Consider the following 25,655-nt stretch of genomic DNA (forward strand, 5'->3'; position numbering starts at 1 on the left):
TGTTACTAACGCAGCGCGGAAAACTACTCCACCCCGCCTTCGATTAACAACGGGTCATCGTCCTCATCCTGGGCCAGCGCGTAGCTATAGGGATTAGGGTTGGTTTCCATGGCGCTGAAAATCGCCTGCGCCAGTTCGTTATCGGTCTGCGGATTGCGGCAAAGCAGATACTGCGTCTCCGGCAGCACCGGAAGAGCGTCAGAAGAGCCCAGCACGCGCAGCTCCGAACTCATCATCTCCACCGGCCTTGCCGTTACGCCAAGCCCGGCCTTCACCGCCGCTCTGACCGCCGCAAGGGTCGAGGCGACATAGGAGATGCGCCACGGAATGCGTTCCGCGTTAAGGTGCTCAAGCATCATGTCGCGATACGGGCTCGGATCGTCGAGCAGCACCAGCGGCACCGCTTCGCCCTTCTGAAAGACATAGTCTGCCGCGCAGTACCAAAGCGTAGGGGACGTGCGCAGCACGATTGACTCGAAATGGGCGGGCTTCGAGGTGGTGACCACTAAATCCACTTCCTGCTGATTGAGCATTTCAATCATGAAGGGATTGCGTTTGACCCGCACATCCAGCGCAAGTTTTGGGTAAACCGAGCTTACCCGGTTAAGAAGGAAGGGAAGAATGGTATCCGCGGTTTCGTCGGAAGCCCCGATGGTCAGCACCCCCTGTAGATTGCTGAACATCAGCGAAGTGCAGGCCTCGTCGTTAAAGCGCAGGATTTTTCGCGCATAGCCTAATAGCTGAATGCCGTGTTCGGTCAGCAGCTTGTTGCGGCCATGACGCGCAAAGAGCTCTTTTCCTACCAGCTGCTCAAGGCGCTGCATCTGCTGGCTGACCGCAGACTGGGTACGGCATACCGCCGCGGCGGCGGCGGCAAAGGTATTGAGATCGGCGACCGCAACGAAGGTTCTTAGCAGATCGAGGTCGAGATTAAGTATCGGGCGATTTGCGTTAATCATAATTTTTTCACTATTAGGTTGCTCTTGCGAGACTGCCTTAGTTCCATTGCTGTGATTTATCAAAGAGATAAAGCAATTCCATTTACCAAACGTCTCCGACGAGTGCATGCTCTTTTTAGAGATCGTTTTCCTGATTGTTTAATATTTTATTTTCCCGACGGCGCGGTTCAATTATGCGAAGCTCGCCCGACGGGATATTACGCTGGCTAATACAACATACAAACCAGAGGCTTGTCATACCAGTCGATTAAATTAAAACGAAGTATTAAGGGTACCCCTACTGCAAAAACCGGTCTTATTTATTCTTTCTTACCAGGCCGCGGGGAAGCGCTGAGAAATCGCCGACCAGAAAGCCGCAGACGGTGCTCATTTGGTGCGGGCATGCCGGTCAACGCCTTATAAAGCGGGGCGTTACTGAAAGTCCTGAGCATGAAAACAGCCAAATTAGCTTGGGTATCTTACCTCAAACTATGCTGGTTTATAAGATCTGTTAGGAATTATCTGATCTCATTCTCTTTTTTTAAGAAGCCGGCGACATATTTATTCCATGACGACCGAGGCCGTTATCACTTCCTATAATAAAAGGTGCTTAATAATTGCCGGCCTATATATTAATTACATCTCCGATTAAGTTCATAAACATTTTTTTAACCGTCCCGCCAGGCCGGGCGCCGCGGTTTGCCTGCGGATATTCATCGCCGCTTATCCTTTTTCAGGGCTGGTTCGCCAAAAAGCAGCATCCCCCGCTTCATAACCCGCGCCAGTCAGAATATAAAAACATATTCCCGCCACAAACCCAGATTATTATTTTATCATTAATTTATTAAGCAAAATTAAAACCCAACAAGCGGCGATGGAAAGCGCCTTTTCCTTTACATCCTGCTAAAGATAAATTGCTTTTATGCGCCCCGGTTGGGTTCAAATCTGCAGCAGCCAGGAGTACATTGATGCCTGGTTGCTTCCACGGCAGGAAGCAACGCTAACATTTAAGGTCGAAGCTTCATGTCCCCTATCGAAAAATCCAGCAAGTTAGATAATGTCTGTTATGACATCCGCGGTCCGGTTCTCAAAGAGGCGAAACGCCTGGAAGAAGAAGGCAACAAAGTTCTTAAACTGAATATCGGCAACCCCGCCCCCTTCGGTTTTGAGGCCCCGGATGAAATCCTTGTCGACGTGATTCGCAACCTCCCCACGGCGCAGGGATATTGCGACTCGAAAGGGTTGTACTCCGCACGCAAGGCCATCATGCAGCATTATCAGGCTCGGGGCATGCGCGATGTGACCGTCGAAGATATCTATATCGGCAACGGCGTTTCTGAGCTGATCGTCCAGTCGATGCAGGCGCTGCTCAACAGCGGCGATGAAATGCTGGTTCCGGCGCCGGACTACCCGCTGTGGACCGCGGCCGTATCGCTCTCCGGCGGTAAAGCGGTACATTACCTTTGCGATGAGTCCGCCGACTGGTTCCCGGATCTTGATGATATCCGCGCCAAAATCACGCCGCGCACCCGCGGCATTGTGATAATCAACCCCAACAACCCGACCGGCGCGGTGTATTCCAAAGAGCTACTGCTGGAAATCGTCGAGCTGGCCCGGCAGCACAACCTCATCATCTTTGCCGATGAGATTTACGACAAAATCCTGTATGACGAAGCCGAGCATATCTCTATCGCGACCCTTGCGCCGGACCTGTTGACCATCACCTTTAACGGCCTGTCGAAAACCTACCGCGTTGCCGGTTTCCGCCAGGGCTGGATGGTGCTGAGCGGACCGAAGAAGCACGCCAAAGGCTATATAGAAGGGCTGGAGATGCTGGCGTCGATGCGCCTGTGCGCCAACGTTCCGGCGCAGCACGCTATTCAGACCGCGCTTGGCGGCTATCAGAGCATCAGCGAATTTATCGTGCCGGGCGGGCGTCTGTACGAACAGCGCAACCGCGCTTGGGAGCTTATCAACGATATTCCCGGCGTTTCCTGCGTGAAACCGCGCGGCGCGCTGTATATGTTCCCGAAAATCGACGCGAAGCGTTTCAACATTCATGACGATCAGAAAATGGTGCTCGACTTCCTGCTGCAGGAAAAAGTGCTGCTGGTGCAGGGAACGGCCTTTAACTGGCCGTGGCCCGATCACGTGCGCATCGTAACGCTGCCGCGCGTGGACGAGCTGGAAATGTCCATCAACAAGCTCGGACGCTTCCTGGGCCATTACCACCAGTAAAGCTTTGCCGGGGAAGATGTTTGCATCTTCCCCTTTCTCCTCGCACAATGGTTTTCTTTGCTGTAATACCAGGTGCACTATGAGTCAAAGCCATTTCTTCGCCCACCTTTCCCGCCTGAAGCTTATCAACCGCTGGCCGCTGATGCGCAACGTGCGCACGGAAAACGTGTCGGAACACAGCCTGCAGGTCGCGATGGTCGCTCATGCCCTTGCCGCGATTAAAAACCGTAAATTCAACGGCAGCCTGAATGCCGAACGCATTGCGCTGCTGGCGATGTACCATGACGCCAGCGAAGTGCTGACCGGCGATCTTCCTACACCGGTGAAGTACTTTAATTCGCAAATCGCTCACGAATACAAAGCCATTGAGAAGATTGCGCAGCAGAAATTAATCGACATGGTGCCGGAAGAGCTGCGGGATATCTGGGCGCCGCTGATTGATGAACATCAGTACAGCGATGAAGAAAAAGCCGTCGTAAAACAGGCGGATGCGCTGTGCGCCTATCTGAAATGCCTGGAAGAGCTCTCGGCGGGCAATAACGAATTTTTACTGGCCAAAAGCCGCCTGGAAAAGACCCTGGCGGACAGACACAGCGAAGAGATGGACTATTTTATGCGGGTCTTCGTGCCCAGCTTCCAGCTTTCGCTCGATGAGATTAGCCAGGATTCCCCGCTGTAGGGCGGGTAACACGTAAGCCGCTACCGGGACCTTAAAACGGAAACAGCATCGGCACCATCGCCACGCTTACGACCATCACGATGAGGGTAAAGGGCACGCCCAGCTTCACAAAGTCGCTGAATTTATAGTTGCCCGGCCCCAGCACCAGCGTGTTCACCGGGGAAGAAACCGGCGTCATAAAGGCGGCGGAGGCGGCGAGCGCCACAATCATCGCAAAGGGATAAGGCGAAACGCCCATGGATTTTGCCGCCGCCAGCGCGATAGGCGCCATCAGCACCGCGGTGGCGGTATTGGAGATAAACAGCCCGATGGTCGCGCACATGGCGAATAAACAGACGAGCATCATATAAGGCCCGTAGCCGCCGCCCAGCTTCATTAGCCCGCTGACGATCAGATCCACGCCGCCGGTTTTTTGCAGCGCCAGCGCAAAGGGCATCATGCCGACAATCAGAATAATGCTCGGCCAGTGAATCGCTTTGTAGGCGCTTTCCATGTCGATGCAGCGGAATTTCCCCATCAGCAGGCAGGCGACGATCGCCGCGACGGGATTGGGTATTTCATCGGTGAGCATCAGGGCAACCATCAGCGCCAGGCAGAAAATGGCGTGCGGCGCCTGGCTGTGCGCCGGCGAAGCTTCCCCCTCTTCCACCGGCAGATTGAGCACCAGAAAATCGCGGCTATTTTTATTCAGCTGGCTGATTAACTTCCAGTCGCCGACCACCAGCAGAATATCCCCAAGCTGCAGAGCTTCGTCCACCAGCAGCCCTTCCAGCGCCGCGCCGTTGCGCTTAAGGCCTACGACGTTCAGGCCATAGCGGGTACGAAAACCGATTTCGCGCAGCGTCTGCCCTATCAGCTCCGAATCCGGGATCATCGACACTTCCGCCATCCCCACGTCCAGCGCCTGGTCGGAGAAATACTCCCCGCGCAGGATCATCGGCTCAAGCTGCTGTTCGCTACAGAACTCACGCAGGTCGACATCGGAGGCTGACATATCAATCAGCAGCACGTCCCGCGCCCGGAACTCCGTGACGCCGGTAACGTTGACAATCACCCGGCGGAACCGGCGCCAGCGCTCAAGCCCGATAACGTTGGCCCCGTAGCGCTCGCGTAGTTTCAAATCATCCAGACGATGGCCAACCATCGGCGAGCCGGGACGGATAGCCAGCCGGCGGGCGCGCCCGGTCAGGCGATACTCTTTTATCAAATCGCGAAAGGTGCGCCTTCTCCAGCCTGCTTTTCCCTCTTCTTTATTTTGTCCATTAAGGGCAAAGCGGGCAAAAAGCATATAGCCGATGCCCAGCACGAGCACCACCAGGCCAATCGGCGTCACGCTAAAGAAGCCGAACCCCTCCAGCCCTTCGCGCAGCAGTTCGCTGTTGACCACAAGGTTAGGCGGCGTGGCGACCAGCGTCATCATGCCGCTGATAAGACCGGCGAAACTAAGCGGCATCATCAGACGCGAGGGGGAGGTTTTCATGCGCATGGAGACGCTAAGCACAACGGGAATAAAGATGGCGACGACGCCGGTGGAGCTCATAAACGCGCCCAGGCCGGCGACGGTGAACATCAGAAGGATAAGCATTTTGGTTTCGCTGCTGCCGGCGACCTTTACCAGCCAGGAACCCATATTGGTGGCCACGCCCGTTCGGACCAGGCCATCGCCGATAACAAAAAGCGCGGCGATAAGCACGACGTTAGGATCGCTGAAGCCGGAAAACGCCTCGTTAAGCGTCAGCGTGCCGCTTAGCACGAAAGCGATAATGACCAGCAGCGCAACGGCATCCATTCGCACCTTGCTGGTGGCGAACAGCACTACCGCGATGCCGAGCAGGGACAGTACCCATATCAGTTCCGAATTCAAAACGCATCCTTGTTTCCGAAAGTTAACCGAATGCCCAGAGGATGCCATAAAAAAACCCCGCCAATGCGGGGTTAAATCATGGGATTAGTGTTTTCTTAACACTTCGACGCTGCCGTCGGGTAATTTCTGCACCAGCAGCTCGGTAAGCGACCGTAGTGCATAATCGACATGCTCAAGGCGCGGCGTATCCGCAGGCGCGTTAACCGCAATCACATGGCAGCCGGCCGCAAGGCCCGACAGCACGCCCGCCGGGGCATCTTCCACCACGACGCACTCTTCCGGCTCAAGGCCCAGCAGCTGCGCCCCCAGCAGGTAAGCGTCCGGCTCCGGCTTGCCGCGCGCCACGCGTTCCGCGGTGACGAAAACTTCCGGCTCGGGCAGCACGCCCGCCAGGCGACGCGCCGTGGCGACAGGTACGGAGCCGGAGGTAACGATAGCCCAGGGAATGCCCGCTTCGTTCAGATGCGTCAACAGCTCAACGGCGCCGGGAAGCGCCGTTACGCCCTCGGTATCCTCAGACTCGATTTTCTCCAGCCGCGTAAACTCCTGCTGAATCTCCTCTTCGGAGGCGCCGGCCATAAAATGGCGCAGTGAAGTAATCGCCTGCTTGCCGTGGATAAAGCCCAACACCTCTTCAGGAGAGATATCAAAGCGCTTCGCCCAGTTTATCCATGCGCGCTCGACCGCCGGCAGGGAATCGACCAGCGTGCCGTCCAAATCAAACAAGAACCCTTTACACTTCACCACACTTATCCCCTCAGGCATTGATAATCTGCGCGATTTCATTCGCGCTTAAATGATACTGACGCGGACAGGACTGCCACACTTTCAGCATGCGTTGGTATTTTTCCCACATTGGCGTCTGGGCGTTAAAGCCGTGGGTGCCGGCGTCAAAGTGCGCGTAGCGGCCTTCAACGTTGACCATAAAGCGGACGTAGCCCAAAAAGCGCGCCTCGGTTGCGGCGTCAAAGCCTAAAAAGGTGACGCGGCGCTCGTCGATGCTCTGGGTATCTTTGAGGTTAGCCCGGGAGACGTGCAGCGCGTGGTACATCTCCATAATGTCGATGACGGTGCGGCACGTTTCTTCCGTCAGCTCGCCAAACTCACGGTCCAGCTCGCGCATTTGCAGGCCGTAGCCGCGTTCGATGATGGTTTGCAGGCGACGATAACGCTCGGCGTTGTCCGGGTCGAGCATGGTCATCATTTTGTACTGATTGGATAAAATCAGACGCTGGGCGTTAGTCATTTCCATCTATTAGCTCCTGTAAGCAAAGTAACCTGCTAAAAAGTATGCCTTCCTTTATAGGCGTAACGGCAGCTCTTTTACAAATCATCCAGGAAAGTTTTATCCAGCTGCTTGAACGCCCGCCTGAGCACGTCGGGCCAGCGCCTGATAGTCGGGCTTGCCTTCCAGCGGCGTTAGGGCCTGCCCCGCCTCCTGTAATTTTCCCCGCACCTCATAGAACCAGTGCAGGACGGTGGGCGGCAACGGCGTAACGGAGCGCTTGCCCAGCCACCACAGCCCCTGCATCGGCAGGCTGCAGGCAAACAAAGCGGTAGCCACGGCAGGACCAAGCTGGCCGCCGAGGGCGATTTGCCAGGTCAGCGTGAAAACGGCAAGCGGAGGCATAAAGCGGATCGCAAAGCGGGTGGCGCGGATAACGCGGTTTTCGACAAAGACGGGCGCAAGGCGCTTATCGACGGGCCAGGTCTTCGAATAATGCTGGCCACGGCCAAATAAGCTAAACCAGCTGATGTGGCTATTCTGGGGTGTCGACATGGCTTTACCTCAACTTCACGTATAAAAAATAAAATTATTGTGCAAGATAACAACTCTAAATGACATGGTTCAAAATATTTTGTCTTTAAGGGCCCCGGAGGTTATCCTGTGCGGGCTTTTGATGGCCGTAGAAGGGAAACCGCTGGCTGTCAAACCGTCACTCATTCGTCTTTGCCGAAAAATTGCGCAAAATGACGTAAACTCTGGATTATTTATTCGCCATGCCAGAAAAACCATTCCGGCATGACGTTAATCATAAATGTCAGCCTCATCATGCGCTACGCTGAGAGACTATCTGACGTTTTTTTAGCCACGTAAAAGTAGGTACTTCCATGTCGAGTAAGTTAGTACTGGTTCTGAACTGCGGTAGCTCTTCACTGAAATTCGCAATTATTGATGCTGTAAACGGTGACGAGTACCTCTCTGGTTTAGCCGAATGTTTCCATCTTCCAGAAGCGCGTATCAAATGGAAAATGGATGGCGGTAAACAAGAAGCGGCTTTGGGCGCAGGCGCCGCTCACAGCGAAGCTCTTAACTATATGGTTAATACTATTCTGGCACAAAAACCAGAGTTGTCCGAGCAGCTGACCGCCATCGGCCACCGTATTGTTCACGGCGGCGAGAAATACACCAGCTCCGTGGTTATCGACGACTCTGTGATTCAGGGTATCAAAGATTCCGCTTCTTTTGCACCGCTGCATAACCCGGCGCACCTGATCGGCATTGCCGAAGCGCTGAAGTCCTTCCCGAAACTGGCTGATAAAAACGTTGCCGTGTTCGACACCGCGTTCCATCAGACCATGCCGGAAGAGTCTTACCTCTACGCCCTGCCGTACAAGCTGTACAAAGAACACGGCGTTCGTCGCTACGGCGCGCACGGCACCAGCCACTTCTACGTCACCCAGGAAGCGGCAAAAATGCTGAACAAACCGGTGGAAGAAGTGAACATCATCACCTGCCACCTGGGCAACGGTGGTTCCGTTTCCGCTATCCGTAACGGCAAATGCGTTGATACCTCCATGGGTCTGACCCCGCTGGAAGGCCTGGTGATGGGTACGCGTTCCGGCGATATCGACCCGGCCATCATCTTCCACCTGCATGACACCCTGGGCATGAGCGTTGAAGACATCAACAAAATGCTGACCAAAGAGTCCGGCCTGCTGGGCCTGACCGAAGTCACCAGCGACTGCCGTTATGTTGAAGACAACTACGAAACCAAAGCGGACGCTAAGCGCGCAATGGACGTTTACTGCCACCGCCTGGCGAAATACATCGGCTCTTACTGCGCGCTGATGGAAGGCCGTCTGGACGCGGTAGTGTTCACCGGCGGCATCGGTGAGAACGCGGCGATGGTACGCGAGCTCTCTTTAGGCAAACTGGGCGTGCTGGGCTTTGAAGTCGACCACGAACGCAACCTGGCCGCGCGTTTTGGCAAGTCCGGCTTCATCAACAAAGAGGGTACCCGCCCGGCGGTGGTCATCACCACTAACGAAGAGCTGGTTATCGCTCAGGATGCATTCCGCCTGACAGCCTGATTCTCCCACCGCCAGCGCTTCGCTGGCGGTGTTGTTTTCTGAGTCTCGCGAGCGAGCCGCTCGCGAAAACGAAAGAGGTTATACCGTGTCCCGTACTATTATGTTGATCCCTACCGGAACCAGCGTCGGCCTGACCAGCGTCAGCCTCGGTGTGATCCGCGCTATGGAACAAAAAGGCGTTCGCCTTAGCGTCTTCAAGCCTATCGCCCAGCCGCGTACCGGCGGCGATACGCCAGACCAGACCACCAGCATCGTGCGTGCTAACTCCACCATCCCTGCGGCCGAACCGCTGCGCATGAGCCACGTTGAGACGCTGCTTTCGAGCAATCAGCAGGACGTGCTGATGGAAGAGATCATCGCCAACTACCACGCGAGCAGCAAAGACGCCGAAGTGGTGCTGGTCGAAGGCCTGGTGCCGACGCGTAAACACGAGTTCGCCCAGTCCCTGAACTACGAAATCGCCAAAACCCTGAACGCCGAAATCGTCTTCGTTATGTCCCTGGGCAACAACACCCCGGAGCAGATGAAAGAGCGCATTGAGCTGGCGCGCAGCAGCTTCGGCGGCAGCAAAAACACCAGCATCACCGGCGTTATCATCAACAAACTGAACGCCCCGGTTGATGAACAAGGCCGTACCCGTCCGGACCTGTCCGAGATTTTCGATGACTCCACCAAGGCCAGCATCGCCAATATCGATCCTAAAGAGCTGTTTGCCGACAGCCCGCTGCCGGTGCTGGGCTGCGTACCCTGGAGCTTCGATCTGATTGCCACCCGCGCAATCGACATGGCTCGCCACCTGGGCGCCACCATTATCAACGAAGGCGATATCAAAACCCGCCGCGTTAAATCCGTGACTTTCTGCGCGCGCAGCATTCCGCACATGCTGGAACACTTCCGCCCGGGCTCTTTGCTGGTGACTTCCGCAGACCGTCCGGACGTGCTGGTCGCGGCCTGCCTTGCGGCCATGAACGGCGTTGAGATCGGCGCCATCCTGCTGACCGGCGGCTATGAAATGGACGCGCGCATCACCAAACTGTGCGAGCGCGCCTTCGCCACCGGCCTGCCGCTGTTTATGGTGAACACCAACACCTGGCAGACCTCTTTGAGCCTGCAGAGCTTCAACCTGGAAGTCCCAACCGACGACCATCAGCGCATCGAAAAAGTGCAGGAATATGTGGCAAGCCACATCGACGCGGACTGGATTGAATCCCTGACCGCTACCTCCGAGCGCAGCCGTCGCCTCTCTCCGCCGGCGTTCCGCTATCAGCTGACCGAGCTTGCGCGTAAAGCCGGCAAGCGCGTCGTGCTGCCGGAAGGCGACGAGCCGCGCACCGTGAAGGCGGCCGCTATCTGTGCCGAACGTGGCATCGCGACCTGCGTGCTGCTGGGCAACCCGGATGAAATCACCCGCGTCGCTGCGGCGCAGGGCGTTGAGCTGGGCGCAGGCATCGAAATCGTCGATCCGGAAGTGGTGCGCGAAAGCTACGTGGGCCCGTCTGGTTGAGCTGCGTAAGAGCAAAGGCATGACCGAAGCGGTTGCGCGCGAGCAGCTCGAAGACAACGTGGTTCTCGGCACCCTGATGCTGGAACAGGACGAAGTCGACGGCCTGGTTTCCGGCGCGGTTCACACCACGGCGAACACCATCCGTCCACCGCTGCAGCTGATCAAAACCGCCCCGGGCAGCTCGCTGGTTTCTTCCGTGTTCTTCATGCTGCTGCCTGAGCAGGTTTACGTTTACGGCGACTGCGCGATCAACCCGGATCCAACCGCAGAACAGCTGGCGGAAATCGCCATTCAGTCCGCGGATTCTGCGACTGCCTTCGGCATCGAACCGCGCGTTGCGATGCTCTCCTACTCCACCGGCACCTCCGGCGCGGGTAGCGACGTTGAGAAAGTACGCGAAGCGACCCGTATCGCTCAGGAAAAACGCCCGGATCTGGTTATCGACGGCCCGCTGCAGTATGACGCCGCGGTTATGGCGGACGTGGCGAAATCCAAAGCGCCAAACTCCCCGGTTGCAGGCCGCGCCACCGTGTTCATCTTCCCGGATCTGAACACCGGCAACACCACCTACAAAGCGGTACAGCGCTCGGCGGACCTGATCTCCATCGGGCCAATGCTGCAGGGCATGCGTAAACCGGTTAACGACCTCTCCCGCGGCGCGCTGGTTGACGATATCGTCTACACCATCGCGCTGACGGCGATCCAGTCTTCCCAGCAGGACTAAGCGTCGTTAATAAGCACCAAAAGGCCGCCCGATTGCGCGGCCTTTTTTTATGGGCTTTCCCCGACAAAATCCCCTTCTAATCTGCAGTCAATCACAAAATACACATCGCTTTTTTGCCCTTTCTTGACAACCTAAATGAGTAGTGGCAATTCTGCTTCACCGATTGAGCAAATGTAATCGCAATGCTAATAAAAAGCTTCATTTTGGTTTCTTAACGTTAAAAACATAGCCTCCGCCTCCGTTAATAAGCCGTGAGGCGGTCATCATGTTCGAGTCAGTGAGGAGCAGAAAAATGCGTTACCCTACAATGTTCAAAGCAGCCCTTATGGCGGCGCTTGGTTTTACCGGTCTGGCGCACGCGCAGGAAGCCGCGACCGTGGCTTTTTTAATGCCTGACCAGGCCTCCACCCGTTACGAACAGCACGATTTTCCAGGCTTTAAAGCCGAACTGAGCAAGCTGTGCCAGCAGTGCAAGGTCATCTACCAGAACGCCAACGCCAACGCCTCCCTGCAGCAGCAGCAGTTTAACTCTGCTATCGCCCAGGGCGCGAAGGTGATCGTGCTCGACCCCGTAGATTCCTCCGCGGCGGCGGGCCTTGTGGAAATCGCCCACTCGCAGGATGTGAAGGTCATCGCTTACGATCGTCCAATCCCCGCTAAGCCTGCTGATTTTTATATCTCTTTTGACAACGAAGGCATCGGCTACGCCATTTCCACCTCGCTGGTCGAGCATCTGAAAGCGACGAATGTTCCCGCCGGCTCCGGCGTGCTTGAGATCAACGGTTCGCCAACGGATGCCGCAGCGGGGCTTATTCGCGACGGTATTCACCGCGGGTTGAAAGACTCCGGCTACACGACGCTTGCGGAATTTGATACGCCGGAATGGGCGCCGCCGAAAGCCCAGGAGTGGACCGCCGGCCAAATCACCCGCTTTAGCGATAAAATTAAAGGCGTGGTCGCCGCCAACGACGGTACGGGCGGCGGCGCTATCGCCGCGTTTAAGGCAGGCGGCGTACAGCCTATTCCGCCGGTTACCGGCAACGACGCCACTATCGCCGCCCTGCAGCTGATTATTGCCGGCGATCAGTACAACACCATTTCCAAACCTTCGGAAATCGTTGCCGCCGCCGCCGCGAACGTCGCCGTGCAGCTCATTAACGGCCAGACGCCGAAAGCAACCTCCACGCTTTATAACACGCCATCGCAGCTGTTCGTGCCGGCGGTGATTACCGCCAAAAACATTAAAGCGGAAATCTTCGACAAGAAAATCCAGACGCCGCAGCAGGTCTGTACCGGCGAATATCAGCAGGGCCTGCAGCAAATTAGGCATTAACTAAGTACTGATTAGTGCGTCCGTAGGAAACGGATACGGACGCACAGAGGATATTAAGGTTCTGGCTATGTTAATTGAAAATGACCTCGCAACCCGCACGCAAACACCGCTGCTGAAATTAAGCAAAGTCTCTAAAAATTTCGGCGCCGTCTCGGCGCTGACGGATATTGACCTTGACGTCTACCCCGGCGAGGTCGTCGCTTTGGTCGGCGATAACGGCGCGGGCAAATCGACGTTGGTTAAAATATTAGCGGGCGTGCACCAGCCCACCTCCGGCACGGTGGAGTTCGAAGGGAAAAAGATAAGCCTCGACAGCCCCGGCAAGGCGCTGGAGTACGGTATCTCTACCGTCTTTCAGGATCTGGCGTTATGCGAAAACCTGGACGTGGTGGCGAATCTGTTTCTCGGCCACGAACTGTCGGCCTGGCAACTGGATGAAGTGACGATGGAGGTGCGCGCCTGGACGCTGCTCAAAGAGCTGGCGGCGCGAATTCCTTCCGTACGCGAGCCGGTTGCCTCGCTGTCCGGCGGCCAGCGGCAAACCGTCGCCATCGCGCGCTCGCTGCTGCTGAATCCGAAGATAATCATGCTCGATGAGCCTACCGCGGCCCTTGGGGTCGCCCAGACCGCCGAGGTGCTGAATCTGATTGAGCGCGTGCGCGAGCGCGGGCTGGGGGTGATTATCATCAGCCATAACATGGAGGACGTTCGGGCCGTGGCGGACCGTATCGTGGTGCTGCGCCTGGGCCGCAATAAAGGTATTTTCACGCCGGAAGCGACCAACCAGGATTTAGTCGCCGCGATAACCGGAGCGACGGAGAACGCCGTATCGCGCCGGGTGGAAAGAAAGACGCAACATTCGCTGGGGGCACATTGATATGAATACCACCGCCAAAAAACCAATTACTCCCGAAACCATGTTGGATCGCAGCGATGAGCGCGTTCATCACCATGACACTATCGTCGGCCTGCTGCGCGCGTACCTTGACAGGATTAAAACCGGCGATTTGGGCATGATCCCCGTCGTCCTCGGGCTGATTATTATTTCCATCGTCTTTACCCTGCTTAACCCTGTTTACCTGGCGCCGAATAACCTGGTCAATATGCTGTTTGACTGCGCCACGGTCGGGTTTATTTCGCTGGGCATCGTTTGCGTGCTGCTGTTAGGAGAGATCGATCTCTCCGTGGGCTCGATGAGCGGCCTCGCCTCGGCGATTATCGGCGTGCTGTGGGTTAATCAGGGCTGGCCCGTGATGGGCGCCATTGCCGCCGCGCTTGCGGTGGGCGCCGCGGTTGGCCTGCTTTACGCCGAGCTTTACAGCCGGTTGGGGATGCCAAGCTTCGTGGCCACGCTTGCGGGGCTGCTGGCGCTGCTGGGGATGCAGCTTTATATCCTCGGGCCTTCGGGCAGCATCAACCTTCCCTATGTGTCCCCGCTGGTTCGCTTCGGCCAGGTGCTGGTGATGCCCGGCTGGCTGGCGCACGTTTTCGCGCTGTTGCCCGGCGTGGTGATGCTCGCCCAGGGATTGCGTACCCGCGCCCGCCGCGCGCAGGTAAACCTGTCTTCCGAACCGCTGAGCGGACTGTGGGCACGCAGCATTTTTATGACCGCCGTCTTTGAATTTATGGTGTTTTATCTCAACATCGGCCGCGGCGTGCCCTGGATTTTCGGCCTGTTTATCCTCGTGGTGGTGGTGCTTAACTACGCGCTCAAGCGGACGAAATGGGGCCGTTCGATGTTTGCCGTTGGCGGCAACCGCGAAGCCGCGCGCCGCTCGGGTATCAACGTGCGCGGCATCTATATCAGCGCATTTATGATCTGCTCGCTGCTCGCCACCACCGGCGGGATCCTTGCCGCCTCCCGACTGGCTTCGGCCAGCCAGCAGGCGGGAACGGGAGATGTGAATTTAAACGCCATCGCCGCGGCGGTTATCGGCGGCACCAGCCTGTTTGGCGGGCGGGGCAGCGCCTGGTCCGCCCTGCTGGGGATTATTGTCATCCAGTGTATTTCCAACGGCCTGACGCTGCTTAACCTGCCTTCGTCACTGCGCTACATGATAACCGGCGGCGTGCTTGCCGTTGCCGTTATCGTGGACTCGATGGCCAGACGCTCGCGCGTGAGCCACGGCCGCGCATAGTAAGTGAAATAAAGAAAGGAAGCGCAGAAAGCCAGGTCAGCAGACCGTTTACTCCCCCGGGATAGTTTCTGCGCTTCCATATTTGTCAGCAGCTGCCGCTAAGCACCGGCAGCTTCAGCGCCTCAATAAGTTCGGTAAGCGTAGGGTGCCGCCCTTCCGCCGCCGAAAATTTTGGCCTGTGGTAGTCGGGAGCGACGACAAAAGTTTTTATCCGCGCCCGGTTAGCGGCGAGAAAGCCGTTCAGGCTGTCCTCAATAACCATACACTCCCCGGCTTCCAGCCCCAGCTTGCGCATGGCCGTAAGATAGACTGCCGGATGCGGTTTGCCGAAGCTTTCGTCGTCAGCGCTGCAAACCACCTCAAACCACTCCCACAGCGCCAGCCTGTCGAACACCGCCTCAATAATCTGCTGGCTGGATGAGGTCGCCAGCGCAAGGCGATAGCCGCGGTCGCGAAAACAGCGCAAAGCCTGCGGCAGCCCGTCCATCGCCTCCCCCTGGGTTCTGATAGCCGCGCAGACCCGTGAAACAATCTGCTGCTCAAGCCGCTGCGGCTGCACCTTCAGAGCATGCCTTTCGCACCAGATACGCGCGATTTCATCGATGCGTTTTCCTTTAGTGTGCTTTTCGCACTCCTGCACGGTGATGGCGATGCCCAAGCCTGCCAGCGCCTCAATCTGCGCGTCCTGCCAGAAACCTTCGGAATCAATAATGACGCCGTCCATATCAAAAATAACCGCTTGCAAGCTCATTGCTGTTCCATTTATTCAGGGCAGGCGCTAAGCGGCCTGCCGCATTCTTATTACGATGCTCTGACCGCCGCTTTCGCCGCCTCAGAGGTATAGCTCTCAAAGCCCGGCTGTTCGACACGGATGAAGTGGCACAGGAAGAAGGCGATGATATACAGCGCCGTATAGGCAATAACGACACCCAGGGTGCTGAAGTAAGGCAGCAGCACAACCGCGATGGCCGGAGCAAGGAAGTTGGACAGGCCGGCCGAGAGGTTGTAGACCGAAATTGCCGCCCCTTTGTGACGAGGCTCAAGCGCCGGGAAGACGGCCGCCATCGGCACAAACGCCGCGACGAAAATCCCCAGCGCGATGGCGGGAAGCAGCGCCATTGCGAAGTTATGGCCGAAGTGCTGCGGCACATAGTAGAACGCCAGGCTGGACAGGGCCATGCCGATGCAGCCAAACCAGCGCACTACGCGCATCCAGCCCATTTTTTCGGCGACGATGCCCCAGAAGATATTGGAGAAAATGGTGGTAAAGAAGAATACCGCCCAGACCTGCAGCCATTCGGAGGTGGTAAAGCCCAGCTCGTCGACAAACATCATCGGCATAATCACCGCAAAACCGAACAGGGAAAGGGTGTTGATAATACGCACCATGCTCGAATACATAATGCTGCGGTTGGTATACAGCAGGGTAATGGCACGGCTTAGCTCGTTAAATTTCTCACGGGTGGTGAGGTTGTGCATGTGCGTCGGGGTATGGACTTTACGCAGCGAGATCGTCGCAATCAGGCCGCCTGCCAGGCAGAAGAACAGCGCCATCCACAGCGTGCCCAGCTCCCCCACCAGCGGGATGGTGAAGCTTGGAATGTAGCTGCCGGCCACGCCGATGCCGATGGAGTAAACCGCCCAGTACCAGCCGAGCGCCGAGCTTGCGTTTTCGCTCTTCACGTTATGGATAATCACCACGATGAATGAGTAGAGGAAGAGCGGATAGGCAAAGCCGCGGATGCCGTAGAACAGCAGGATTAGCGGATAGTTCGCGTGTCCCAGGCCGAAGGTCAAAAACAGAACGTGGAAAACGCACCACAGCACAAAACCGATAAACATGGTCTTCTGCGGCGTAATGATTTCGGCCACCACGCCGGAAACCCAGGCAGAAAGCGCCGCGGCCAGGCCATAGAGGGTGAAGGCGAAAGAGGCTTGCGCCGGGGAAAAGCCCAGCTCCTTAATATAGTGGGATAAGAACGCCAGCTCGAAACCGTCTCCGGTCATAAATACGGCGATGGCGATATAACCCCACAGCAGGTGTAGCGGTAATCCAAACCACTGTTTGTTAGCAACAGACATAGTGACCTCGTTTATCGTGTACAGGGGTGTGCCCCGGCCGCAGCCGGGACCGCTTTTATTATTAAAATCAGTAAGTTCTATTGTTTCTATCGTTAAGGTAAAGCGCTTTAAACTGCGTATATCTTTTCATCAGGCCCGCATGCTGCGCGGGACGGGCAAGCCACTGCTGGTAAATTTCCGGCTTTTTACAAACCGTCTCCGTCGCCTTGCCCGCCGCCAGCGAGGCCAGCCGCGCGGCGCCCAGCGCGCCTCCAGTTTCGCCGCCTTTATGGGTGACGACCGGCATATTGAGAACGTCCGCCAGCAGCTGCGCCCACAGCGGGCTGCGCGCGCCGCCGCCGACCAGCGAACACTGTTCGATGCGCGTGCCGCTTTCCTGCAGCACCCGCAGGCCGTCGGCCAGGCCGAAGCTGACGCCCTCCAGCACGGCGTAACCCATGGCTGCGCGATTGCTGGCGTGGGTCAGGCCGTGGAACATGCCCCTGGCGTCAGGATCGTTATGAGGCGTGCGCTCGCCGGACAGGTAAGGCAGAAACATCGGCGCGTTTGCTCTTTCGTCGTCGCTTAGCTGCGCCACTTCCTCAAGCAATACCGTTTCGGTTACGCCAACCAGGCGGCAGAACCACTGCAGGCAGCTGGCGGCGCTTAGCATCACGCTCATCTGGTGCCAGCGGCCGGGCAGCACGTGGCAAAACGCATGTACGGCGGACGCCGGCGCCGGGCGATACGCTTCGTTGACCACAAACAGCACCCCGGAAGTCCCGAGCGAAATAAAGGCGTCGCCGGGATTTACCGCGCCCACGCCGATGGCGCTCACCGCGTTATCGCCGCCGCCGCCGGCCACCACCACTGAAGGATTCAGCCCCCAGCGTGCGGCAATTTCCGCTGACAGCGTGGCGGAAACGTCGCAGCCTTCGACCAGCTGCGGCATATTGCTTCTTGCAAGGCCGCACTTAGCAAGCAGGCTGTCCGACCAGTCGCGCCTGGCGACATCAAGCCACAGCGTGCCCGCGGAGTCGGACATATCAGAGATTTTTTTCCCGGTCATGCGCAGCCGCAGGTAGTCTTTGGGCAGCAAAACCGTCGCGACGCGTTTGAAATTCTCCGGCTCATGCCTGCGCACCCACAGCAGCTTCGGCGCGGTGAAGCCCGGCATCGCCAGGTTGCCGGCGACGGCGTGCAGCTCCGGCGCAATCTCCTCCAGCTCCGCGCACTCCAGGGCGCTGCGGGTATCGTTCCACAAAATAGCGGGACGAATGACCTCTTCCTGCGCGTCGAGCAGCACCGCGCCGTGCATCTGCCCAGAAAGGCCGATGGCTTTTATCGCCGCCCAGTGCGGCCCGCATTTCTCCTTTAGCGTGCTCATCAGGTAGTCGGTGGCTTCCCACCACGCCTGCGGGCTTTGCTCTGACCAGTGGGGATGGGGCCGCTGGATAGTCAGCGGCGCGCTGTGGCTGGTCACGATGTCGCCGTTCTCGTCAATGACCAGCGCCTTTACTTCGGAAGTGCCAAGATCGATGCCCAGGTACATGATTTATTCCTCAGCGAATCAGCGAATAGACGGCCTGAATTTTTTCACGCAGCAAAGCGGCGAAATCTTCCCGAGCGGCTAATTCACCGAACAGGGCTCTATCGCCGGCAAACAGCGCAATGGGATCTTCGGCGTTAAACATGGCGTGTACCGCTTGCGCATCCAGAATGCCGTCCTGGTATTCGTACGGCAGCAGCCCTTTATGCCACTGCTCCATAAACACAAAGAACAGCGCGGGCAGCATGGCGGTGGCGTGCGGGACGGCGCCGCGCTGATAGCATTCGATCATCGTCGGGGTAATCATCGCCGGGATCTTGGAGAAACCATCCGCCGCCACGCGCTGGTTGGTATCTTTGATGTACGGGTTGGTGAAGCGCTTAAGGACCACGTCGCGGTATTTCGGCAGGTCGATGCCGTTATTGCCAAGGCTTGGGATCACGTCTTCCGTGACGTAGCGATCCGCTACGGCGTAGATGGTTTCGGTCAGCGTGCTTTCGTGGATAAATTCTTTGCCCATCAGCGTGCCGGCCCCAGGCGATGCAGCTGTGGGAGGCGTTCAGAATGCGGATTTTCGCCTCTTCGTAAGGGATAACCGAGTCAACCATCTCCACGCCCACCGCTTCGAGATTCGGCCGCGCGTCGCGGAAATTATCCTCGACCACCCACTGAATAAAGGTTTCACCCATCACCGGCGCTTTATCATCAATACCGGTTTTCTCTTTGATACGCGCCGGGAGATCCGCCGCCGGGCGCGGCGTGATGCGATCCACCATCGTATTCGGGCAGGTGGCGTTCGCTTTAAGCCAGGCGATAACGTTTTGTTTCCCCGTCAGCTCAAGGAACTCCACCAGGCCATCGTGGAAGCGTTCGCCGTTATGGCGCACGTTATCGCAGTTCAGCAGCGTTAACGGACCGGCGTCGTTCGCCATACGCTGCTCAAGAATACGGGTAATGACGCCATAAATTGTTTTGTTGCCTCCTTGCAGATCGGCGGCTAAATCGGCGTTGCCGACCTCTAGGCTGTGCGCGGTATTAAGGTAGTAGCCGCCTTCCGTGACGGTAAAAGCTATCACTTTGGTTTGCGGCTTCGCGCCTTCGCTAATCAGCGGCTGCAGATCCGCCTGCCAGGGCAGCAGTTTCTGAATGGAAGCGATCTCTTCATATTCACGCTCCCCTTCCGGACTGACGGTTTCCAGCACATAGCGCCCCTTTTGCGCGGTAAGGGCGGCGACAACATGCTCTGCGTCGTTACGGATGTTGCCGGCGGCGATATGCCAGCGGGCATCGCCTTCGGCTATCAAACGGTGCAGATACCAGGCCTGGTGCGCACGATGAAAAGATCCCAGACCAATGTGTAACCAGGTACTTTGCGTAGTCATAACGTTGCTCTCCATTCGGTTTGTGATAAAGACTGTAATTGAACAATTAACCGAATTAAGAGCTTTACATCACAAAAGAGCAAAAGATCTAAAAAATTACAAATGACCAACCGCGAAGAAAATAGAGTTGCCTGAGCACCCTGCAAGCGCCAAAATGCGGGAATTCGCAGGGAAAATGCTTCCTCCATAAACTTTAAGGCGCTGAAAATTGATAACTGAAGAAGACATAAGGTTGGATCAGAAAGTTCGTGCCGCGTGGATGTACTACATTGCCGGGCAGAACCAGAGCGAAATCGCCACCCAGCTGGGCACTTCGCGCCCGGTGGTGCAGCGGCTGATCGCCGCCGCGAAAGAGGAAGGCATCGTCTCCGTGGGGCTTAACCACCCGGTCGCCAGCTGTCTGAACTATGCGCTGATGCTGAAAGAAAAATACGGCCTTATTGAATGCAACGTCGTGCCGGCCTTTACTGCCGATGTGACCCTCGACAGCGTTTCCTTCGGCTGCTATCAGCTGATGGAAAAATATCTGCGCGCCGATAACGATAAAATTATCGGCATCGGTTCCGGCCCTGACGCTGAAAAAGACCATCAGGCGCATCGATTTCGACAGCCCCAACGCGCGCTGCGTCGCCTTAATCAGCGCCATGGACGCCGAAGGCAAATGCAACTACTACGACGATGTCCCCCTGCTGCTGGCAAGTAAAATTCAGGCTAAATACTATCAGTGGCCCGCGCCACGCTATGCGCAGACGTCCCTTGAACATCAAATGTGGTGTTCAAACCGCCTGTTCAACAACGTGTTAAACGTGGCGCACGAAGCCGACGTTATCTTCGTCGGTATCGGCGCGCTTTCGCAGGAAAGCCCGATTTTCAAGGACGGCTTTATCACGCTCGAACAGCTTGAAACGCTCACCCTGCAGGGGGCCATCGGCGAAATTCTTGGCCGCTTTATCGACGCCAACGGCGAGGTGGTGGAGAGCGATATCAACAATCTCATCACCAGCTATGATATTCGCCGCAGCCGCTGCCCGCGCGTGGCGGCGGCCTGCGGCGAAGACAAGCGGGCCGCTATTTTCGCCGCCCTCAAGGGCAAATGGATTAACGGCCTGGTCACCGATGAGCACACCGCCCGCTGGCTGTTGACCCGTTAACTCGCCTTTAAAGCGGCGTTTCGCTGCTGAGCGCGGGGGGAATTTCGATACACTGAATTTTCGTGTCGCCGGAATCGATAATGGCAAAGGCCGCCTCCAGCATGGCCGGCACATCCTGTTTGACCATATCGATATCGTGGCCCAGCAGGGGAACAAAGGGGTCCCAGTCAAAGCAGCCCATCGGCGGCTGGCCCACGCCGGTTTGGCCCCTTGCGGCCAGCCACTGAACCACGCCTTCCAGCGAGATGGTGGAGTTGACGAACAGGCCGTAAACGCCGCTTTCCGGCGGGGTGAACGCCTTAAGCGCCGCCTGCACGTGCTTTGGCGAATAGCCTTCAATAAAAATGTTTTTTGTCAGCACGCGCAGCCCGTGTTGCTGGTGGGCGTCGCGGAACCCGCGCAGGCGTTCGCGGGTGTTGTGGTCATTGCGCCGGCCGCCGACGAAAGTTAAGGCGACTTTTTGCCCGAAGCGCTTTTCCGCGTTCAGCAGGATACGTTCGGTGAGCGCCTTCGCTCCGGCATAGTTGTCCGAAATAACCGAAGGCGCCAGCGTGCCGGGTAAATCCAGGTTTAAGGTATGCACCCCGGCCTGCGAACACAGCTCGGAGATTTCATCAGGCCGCGTTGCGCCGGTGGCAATCACCCATTCCACCTGCCAGGAAAGCATGGTGCGCACCGCCTCCAGCTCCAGCTCCGGGTCGCGGCGGGTACAGGTGATTATCGGGAAAAGACCGCGCTCGCGCGCCATTTCTTCAAACTTCTCGACGATGGAGCCGAAATAGCGGTTGTCGTATTTCGGCACCACCATGCCGATAACGCGCGATTTTTCTTTGCGCAGCAGGCTGGCCTGGCGGTTAACGGCATAGCCCTGCTCCTGCGCCACCTGCGTCACCTTTTCCGCCAGTTTCGCGCTGATTCGGCGCTTCTTCCAGTTACCGTTAAGGATCGCGCTCACCGCGCTTGCCGAAACGCCCGTCAGCTCCGCCAAATCGTAAATGGTAATTTTCTTCGTTTTCCTGGCGCGTATCACAAATTTTTCTCTCCGTTTTTTATCGCACTTGCCGCAGATTTCATCTGGTGCTAAATCTGCTCTATCGATTGAGCAAAAAATATGGCATGCCAGATTCTGACCACCTGACAAGGATTATAAAATGAAAAACGCCCTCTCCTCTATGAATAGCTCTCTTAGCGGTAAAGTAGCCGCCGTTACCGGCGCCGCGTCCGGCATCGGCCTTGAATGCGCAAGGACCCTGCTGGCGGCGGGCGCGAAAGTGGTGCTTATCGACCGCGACGGCGAAAAGCTGCAAAAGCTGACCGCGGAAATGGGTGAAAACGCCTTCCCGCTGGTTGTCGATCTTATGCAGCCTCAGCAGGTCGACGGCATTCTTGACGGCATTCTCAAACTCGCCGGGCGCCTGGATATCTTCCACGCCAACGCCGGCGCCTACATCGGCGGTCCGGTGGCGGAAGGCGATCCGGACGTCTGGGATCGCGTGCTGCACCTGAACATCAACGCCGCCTTCCGCAGCGTGCGCGCGGTGCTGCCTCATCTTATCGCCCAGAAATCCGGGGACATCATCTTCACCAGCTCCATTGCCGGCGTGGTGCCGGTTATCTGGGAGCCGATTTATACCGCCTCGAAATTCGCCGTGCAGGCCTTCGTTCACTCCACGCGCCGTCAGGTTGCGCAATACGGCGTGCGCGTGGGAGCCGTACTGCCGGGGCCGGTGGTCACCGCCCTGCTGGACGACTGGCCGAAGGAAAAAATGGAAGAGGCGCTGGCAAACGGCAGCCTGATGCAGCCGATTGAGGTCGCGGAATCCGTGCTCTTTATGGTCACCCGCAGTAAAAACGTCACCGTTCGCGATCTGGTTATCCTGCCTAACAGCGTCGATCTCTAATCCAGGGAGGACTGGTTGCAAAAATGAAAAATGAAACCGTAGAAAAAAATACGCTTATCGGGGTGGATGTCGGCTCAGGCAGCGTGCGCGCCGGGGTCTTCGATCTTTCCGGGCATCTGCTGGCCCACGCCACGCGTCCGATTACGCTCAAGCGCAGCGCGGGCCGCAAGGTTGAGCAGTCCAGTAACGAAATCTGGCAGGCGGTATGCGAGAGCATCCGCGAAGCGATCGGCGCGGCCGGCGTGGCGCCCGCAAGCGTAGGCGGCATAGGTTTCGACGCCACCTGCTCCCTGGTGGTGCTGGGAAAAGACGGCGAGCCGCTGCCGGTAGGTGACAGCAGCGATCCAGAACGCAATATTATCGTCTGGATGGATCACCGCGCCACCGAACAGGCCGAACGTGTCAACGAGACCGGCCATCCCGTGCTGCGGTACGTCGGCGGTAAAATTTCGCCGGAGATGGAAACGCCGAAAATCCTCTGGCTGAAGGAGAACCGCCGGGAAGTCTACGACGCCGCCTGGCAGTTTTTCGACCTGGCGGACTTTCTCTCCTGGCGCGCCACGGGCGACCTGGCCCGTTCAACCTGTACGGTAACCTGTAAATGGACCTACCTGGCGCATGAAAAACGCTGGGATGCGGACTATTTCCACACCATCGGCCTCGGCGAGCTGGCGGACGAGGCGTTCGCGCGTATCGGCCAGCGTATCCTGGAGCCGGGAACGCCCTGCGGCGAGGGACTTAGCGCCCAGGCGGCCGATGAAATGGGCCTGCCGGTCGGCACCCCCGTCGCCGTCGGTATGATTGACGCCCATGCGGGCGGTATCGGCACGGCGGGCGTGGATAAAGGCGCGGCGCACAACCTCGCCTGGGTGTTCGGCACCTCCGCCTGCACCATGACCTCCACCGCAGATCCCGTTTATATTCCCGGCGTGTGGGGCCCGTATTATTCAGCGATGGTGCCGGGAATGTGGCTGAGCGAAGGCGGCCAGAGCGCCGCGGGCGCGGCTATCGATCGGCTGGTGGCTCTGCACCCCGCCGCCGCCGAAGCTGGCGCGCAGGCGCAGGCGCTTAACGTTCCGTTACCGGTTTACCTGGCGGACCTGGCGCTGGCTAAGCTTACCGACCCTTCCCGGGCCATCGAACTGGCGCGCGGTCTTCACGTGGTGCCCGAGTTTTCAGGCAACCGCGCGCCCTTTGCCGATCCCCACGCCCGGGCGGCCATCGCCGGTTTAGGCATGGAGCGTGATCTGGATAATCTGGTGGCCCTGTACGTCGCCGGATTATGCGGCATCGGCTACGGGCTGCGGCAGATTATCGACGCCCAGCGCCAGCAGGGGGTGAAGACGGATAAAATCGTTATCAGCGGCGGCGCGGGTCAGCATCCTCTGGTGCGCCAGCTGCTGGCCGACGCCTGCGATCTGCCGATCCTCGCCACCCAGTGCAGCGAACCCGTACTGCTGGGCTCGGCGATTCTGGGGGCCGTTGCCGGGAAGGTGACCGCAACCGTGAGCGAAGCCATGACGTTGATGACTAAGCTGGACAGGCAGTTCGAGCCGCAGGAGGCTTATCGCCAGACGCACCGGGCGCGCTATGAGTGCTATAAGCGCCTGCAGCAAACCGTGAAGTCATTTCGCGACTGCTGAAATCAGGCGGATGAAAGTCCGCCTGTTAAACCCGAAAAGAATAGCCGCAGAAGGTCGGCTATTTTGCGACAGCGATGCGCTCTCCTGCCCGCCGCGCCGTCGCCGGTAGTATGCTGGCAATCGCCACGTAGCCATCGGGATCGAGACAGCGATCCTGCTCCAGCGCCTGAGCGATAATTTCCTCATCCCAGAACAGCTGCTTGCGGCGATCGCCGCGGGTGGTCAGGGTCGCCTCCATCACGCCGTTCACGGCGCGATACCGTCTCCAGCTGCCGCCGGGAACAGAAATGACCGACCCTTCCTCCGCCACGACGCTCACTTCTTCCCCGGCACGATTCCATGTCACTTCCAGGGCGCCTTTAAACACCATCAGAACCTGAACGTCCGGGCAGCAGTGCAGGCCGACGTTATGGCCATCCTGAATGCGCAGCCATTCCACCGAGAACCCGTGGGGGTTGACTATCGGCGGCGCGCTGTCCCTGTCCTGGGAAATGCCGTAGCCGATGACCGGGGCAAGCTCGCCGCCGTGGCCCGGCAGCACGGCGTCCAGCAGGGCATTTCGCGACCATTGACGCTGCTCGCCGGTCACCGCCCGCCGGCTCATGTCTTCGACGGAGTAATCACGCAGCGCGGCGATATGCTCCGCCGCCAGCGGCTGCAGCAGGTCGGCCTCGTCAGGCGCTTCGCCGTCCGCCCCCACGTCGATAAGCATGTTGTCGCGGCTGAGATACAGACCGTACTCGCGGGCCGCCTGCAGAATCGAAGGGTGCCAGATAATACCGCCGGTGTTGTCTCCGCCGAGCACGGTAAACACCATGCCGCTGGTATCCTGCGGGCTGACGTTAGTGAAGCCGCGGAAAATCCACGTCGGAATCGACAGGATGGCCGGCGCGCTAAATTCAGCTTCATGCTCGCCGTTGGCCCCCCAGCGAAAACGCCAGCTGCCCTCATGAATCAGGAACACCTCGGCGGTAAAGTGCAGATGCAGGTTATTCGTCACGCCCTTAGGCATGGCGGCGGCGCCGATATTAAAACCGTGCGGTTCGGGAATATTCACCACCTGCGAAGCCGACTGCGTAACGCCGGGGCCGATAAATGAGTAGTTTTGCTTCAAATGCGAACCCGGCAGCTTACAGTCGATAAAAGCCACGCTGCAGGAAACGCGATCTTCCGGGCGCACCAGTCGACGCAGCGCTTCTTCCTGGGTCAGAGTTACGTATTGCATAGAAATTCTC

At 57.7% G+C, this 25,655-nt stretch carries 16 protein-coding genes and 5 pseudogenes; 10 read left to right on the plus strand and 11 right to left on the minus strand.

Going from position 1 to position 25,655, the window contains the following annotated elements; translation table 11 throughout:
• Positions 1 to 23: 23 nt before the first annotated feature.
• Entirely contained in the window at positions 24 to 959 is a 936-nt protein-coding gene (gene lrhA / locus WLO32_RS14290; RefSeq protein WP_435945707.1) for a transcriptional regulator LrhA, read from the minus strand.
• Between the two features lie 1,002 nt (positions 960 to 1,961).
• Between lrhA and alaA the strand changes: the two genes are divergently transcribed.
• Complete coding sequence (alaA, locus tag WLO32_RS14295) at positions 1,962 to 3,176, plus strand: alanine transaminase AlaA (protein ID WP_435945708.1); 1,215 nt, start codon at positions 1,962 to 1,964, stop codon at positions 3,174 to 3,176.
• A gap of 79 nt (positions 3,177 to 3,255) precedes the next feature.
• The gene (yfbR, locus tag WLO32_RS14300) at positions 3,256 to 3,855 is read left to right on the plus strand and encodes a 5'-deoxynucleotidase (RefSeq protein ID WP_435945709.1); all 600 of its coding nucleotides are present in this window, start codon (positions 3,256 to 3,258) and stop codon (positions 3,853 to 3,855) included.
• Positions 3,856 to 3,886: 31 nt separating this feature from the next.
• Here yfbR and WLO32_RS14305 read toward each other — a convergent pair whose 3' ends face one another.
• The 4 genes and pseudogenes from WLO32_RS14305 to yfbV form a co-directional block, all read right to left on the minus strand.
• Positions 3,887 to 5,719, minus strand: a complete 1,833-nt coding sequence (locus WLO32_RS14305; protein ID WP_435945710.1) for an SLC13 family permease — start codon at positions 5,717 to 5,719, stop codon at positions 3,887 to 3,889.
• Between the two features lie 84 nt (positions 5,720 to 5,803).
• Positions 5,804 to 6,484: a sugar phosphatase gene (locus WLO32_RS14310; RefSeq protein ID WP_435945711.1), complete on the minus strand. Its 681-nt coding sequence runs from the start codon at positions 6,482 to 6,484 to the stop codon at positions 5,804 to 5,806.
• Positions 6,477 to 6,971, minus strand: coding sequence for a YfbU family protein (locus WLO32_RS14315; protein ID WP_435945712.1), 495 nt, complete (start codon positions 6,969 to 6,971; stop codon positions 6,477 to 6,479). The genes WLO32_RS14310 and WLO32_RS14315 overlap by 8 nt, the downstream gene beginning before the upstream one ends.
• A 71-nt stretch (positions 6,972 to 7,042) precedes the next feature.
• Positions 7,043 to 7,499: pseudogene (gene yfbV, locus WLO32_RS14320) on the minus strand (terminus macrodomain insulation protein YfbV).
• A 332-nt stretch (positions 7,500 to 7,831) separates the two neighbouring features.
• Here yfbV and ackA point away from each other — a divergent pair.
• The 5 genes and pseudogenes from ackA to WLO32_RS14345 all read left to right on the plus strand — a co-directional run bounded on the left by ackA (position 7,832) and on the right by WLO32_RS14345 (position 14,733).
• On the plus strand, positions 7,832 to 9,034 hold the full coding sequence (gene ackA, locus WLO32_RS14325) for an acetate kinase (protein ID WP_435945713.1): 1,203 nt from the start codon (positions 7,832 to 7,834) through the stop codon (positions 9,032 to 9,034).
• An 85-nt stretch (positions 9,035 to 9,119) separates the two neighbouring features.
• A pseudogene (gene pta, locus WLO32_RS14330) lies at positions 9,120 to 11,262 on the plus strand (phosphate acetyltransferase).
• Between the two features lie 307 nt (positions 11,263 to 11,569).
• Positions 11,570 to 12,599 (plus strand): annotated as a pseudogene (locus tag WLO32_RS14335) (ABC transporter substrate-binding protein).
• Positions 12,600 to 12,662: 63 nt separating this feature from the next.
• Positions 12,663 to 13,472, plus strand: coding sequence for an ATP-binding cassette domain-containing protein (locus WLO32_RS14340; RefSeq protein WP_435945714.1), 810 nt, complete (start codon positions 12,663 to 12,665; stop codon positions 13,470 to 13,472).
• A 1-nt stretch (position 13,473) separates the two neighbouring features.
• A complete protein-coding gene (locus WLO32_RS14345; protein WP_435945715.1) occupies positions 13,474 to 14,733 on the plus strand; it encodes a sugar ABC transporter permease in 1,260 nt (419 codons plus the stop codon).
• 85 nt (positions 14,734 to 14,818) lie between these two features.
• On the opposite strand, the gene hxpB is transcribed toward WLO32_RS14345, so the two are convergent.
• The 4 genes and pseudogenes from hxpB to dalD form a co-directional block, all read right to left on the minus strand.
• Positions 14,819 to 15,484 (minus strand): hexitol phosphatase HxpB, encoded by a 666-nt coding sequence (gene hxpB, locus WLO32_RS14350; RefSeq protein WP_435945716.1) that lies wholly within the window; start codon positions 15,482 to 15,484, stop codon positions 14,819 to 14,821.
• Positions 15,485 to 15,534: 50 nt separating this feature from the next.
• Positions 15,535 to 16,815, minus strand: a complete 1,281-nt coding sequence (locus WLO32_RS14355) for an RbtT/DalT/CsbX family MFS transporter (RefSeq protein ID WP_435945717.1) — start codon at positions 16,813 to 16,815, stop codon at positions 15,535 to 15,537.
• Positions 16,816 to 16,882: 67 nt separating this feature from the next.
• Positions 16,883 to 18,346 carry a xylulokinase gene (gene xylB, locus WLO32_RS14360; RefSeq protein ID WP_435945718.1) on the minus strand — a complete coding sequence of 488 codons (1,464 nt, stop codon included), beginning with the start codon at positions 18,344 to 18,346 and terminating at the stop codon, positions 16,883 to 16,885.
• 10 nt (positions 18,347 to 18,356) lie between these two features.
• A pseudogene (gene dalD, locus WLO32_RS14365) lies at positions 18,357 to 19,725 on the minus strand (D-arabinitol 4-dehydrogenase).
• Between the two features lie 208 nt (positions 19,726 to 19,933).
• Here dalD and WLO32_RS14370 point away from each other — a divergent pair.
• A pseudogene (locus WLO32_RS14370) lies at positions 19,934 to 20,876 on the plus strand (sugar-binding transcriptional regulator).
• Between the two features lie 7 nt (positions 20,877 to 20,883).
• Here WLO32_RS14370 and WLO32_RS14375 read toward each other — a convergent pair.
• The gene (locus WLO32_RS14375) at positions 20,884 to 21,906 is read right to left on the minus strand and encodes a LacI family DNA-binding transcriptional regulator (RefSeq protein ID WP_435945719.1); all 1,023 of its coding nucleotides are present in this window, start codon (positions 21,904 to 21,906) and stop codon (positions 20,884 to 20,886) included.
• Between the two features lie 121 nt (positions 21,907 to 22,027).
• Here WLO32_RS14375 and WLO32_RS14380 point away from each other — a divergent pair, with 121 nt between their 5' ends.
• Positions 22,028 to 22,777 (plus strand): SDR family oxidoreductase, encoded by a 750-nt coding sequence (locus tag WLO32_RS14380; RefSeq protein WP_435945720.1) that lies wholly within the window; start codon positions 22,028 to 22,030, stop codon positions 22,775 to 22,777.
• A gap of 23 nt (positions 22,778 to 22,800) precedes the next feature.
• The gene (locus WLO32_RS14385) at positions 22,801 to 24,420 is read left to right on the plus strand and encodes an FGGY-family carbohydrate kinase (RefSeq protein WP_435945721.1); all 1,620 of its coding nucleotides are present in this window, start codon (positions 22,801 to 22,803) and stop codon (positions 24,418 to 24,420) included.
• Positions 24,421 to 24,478: 58 nt separating this feature from the next.
• Here WLO32_RS14385 and WLO32_RS14390 read toward each other — a convergent pair whose 3' ends face one another.
• A complete protein-coding gene (locus WLO32_RS14390; protein ID WP_435945722.1) occupies positions 24,479 to 25,645 on the minus strand; it encodes a cupin in 1,167 nt (388 codons plus the stop codon).
• Between the last annotated feature and the right edge of the window lie 10 nt (positions 25,646 to 25,655).

Origin of the sequence: Dryocola mayonis, from assembly GCF_051307045.1 — a bacterium.
Classification (GTDB): Bacteria; Pseudomonadota; Gammaproteobacteria; order Enterobacterales; family Enterobacteriaceae; genus Dryocola.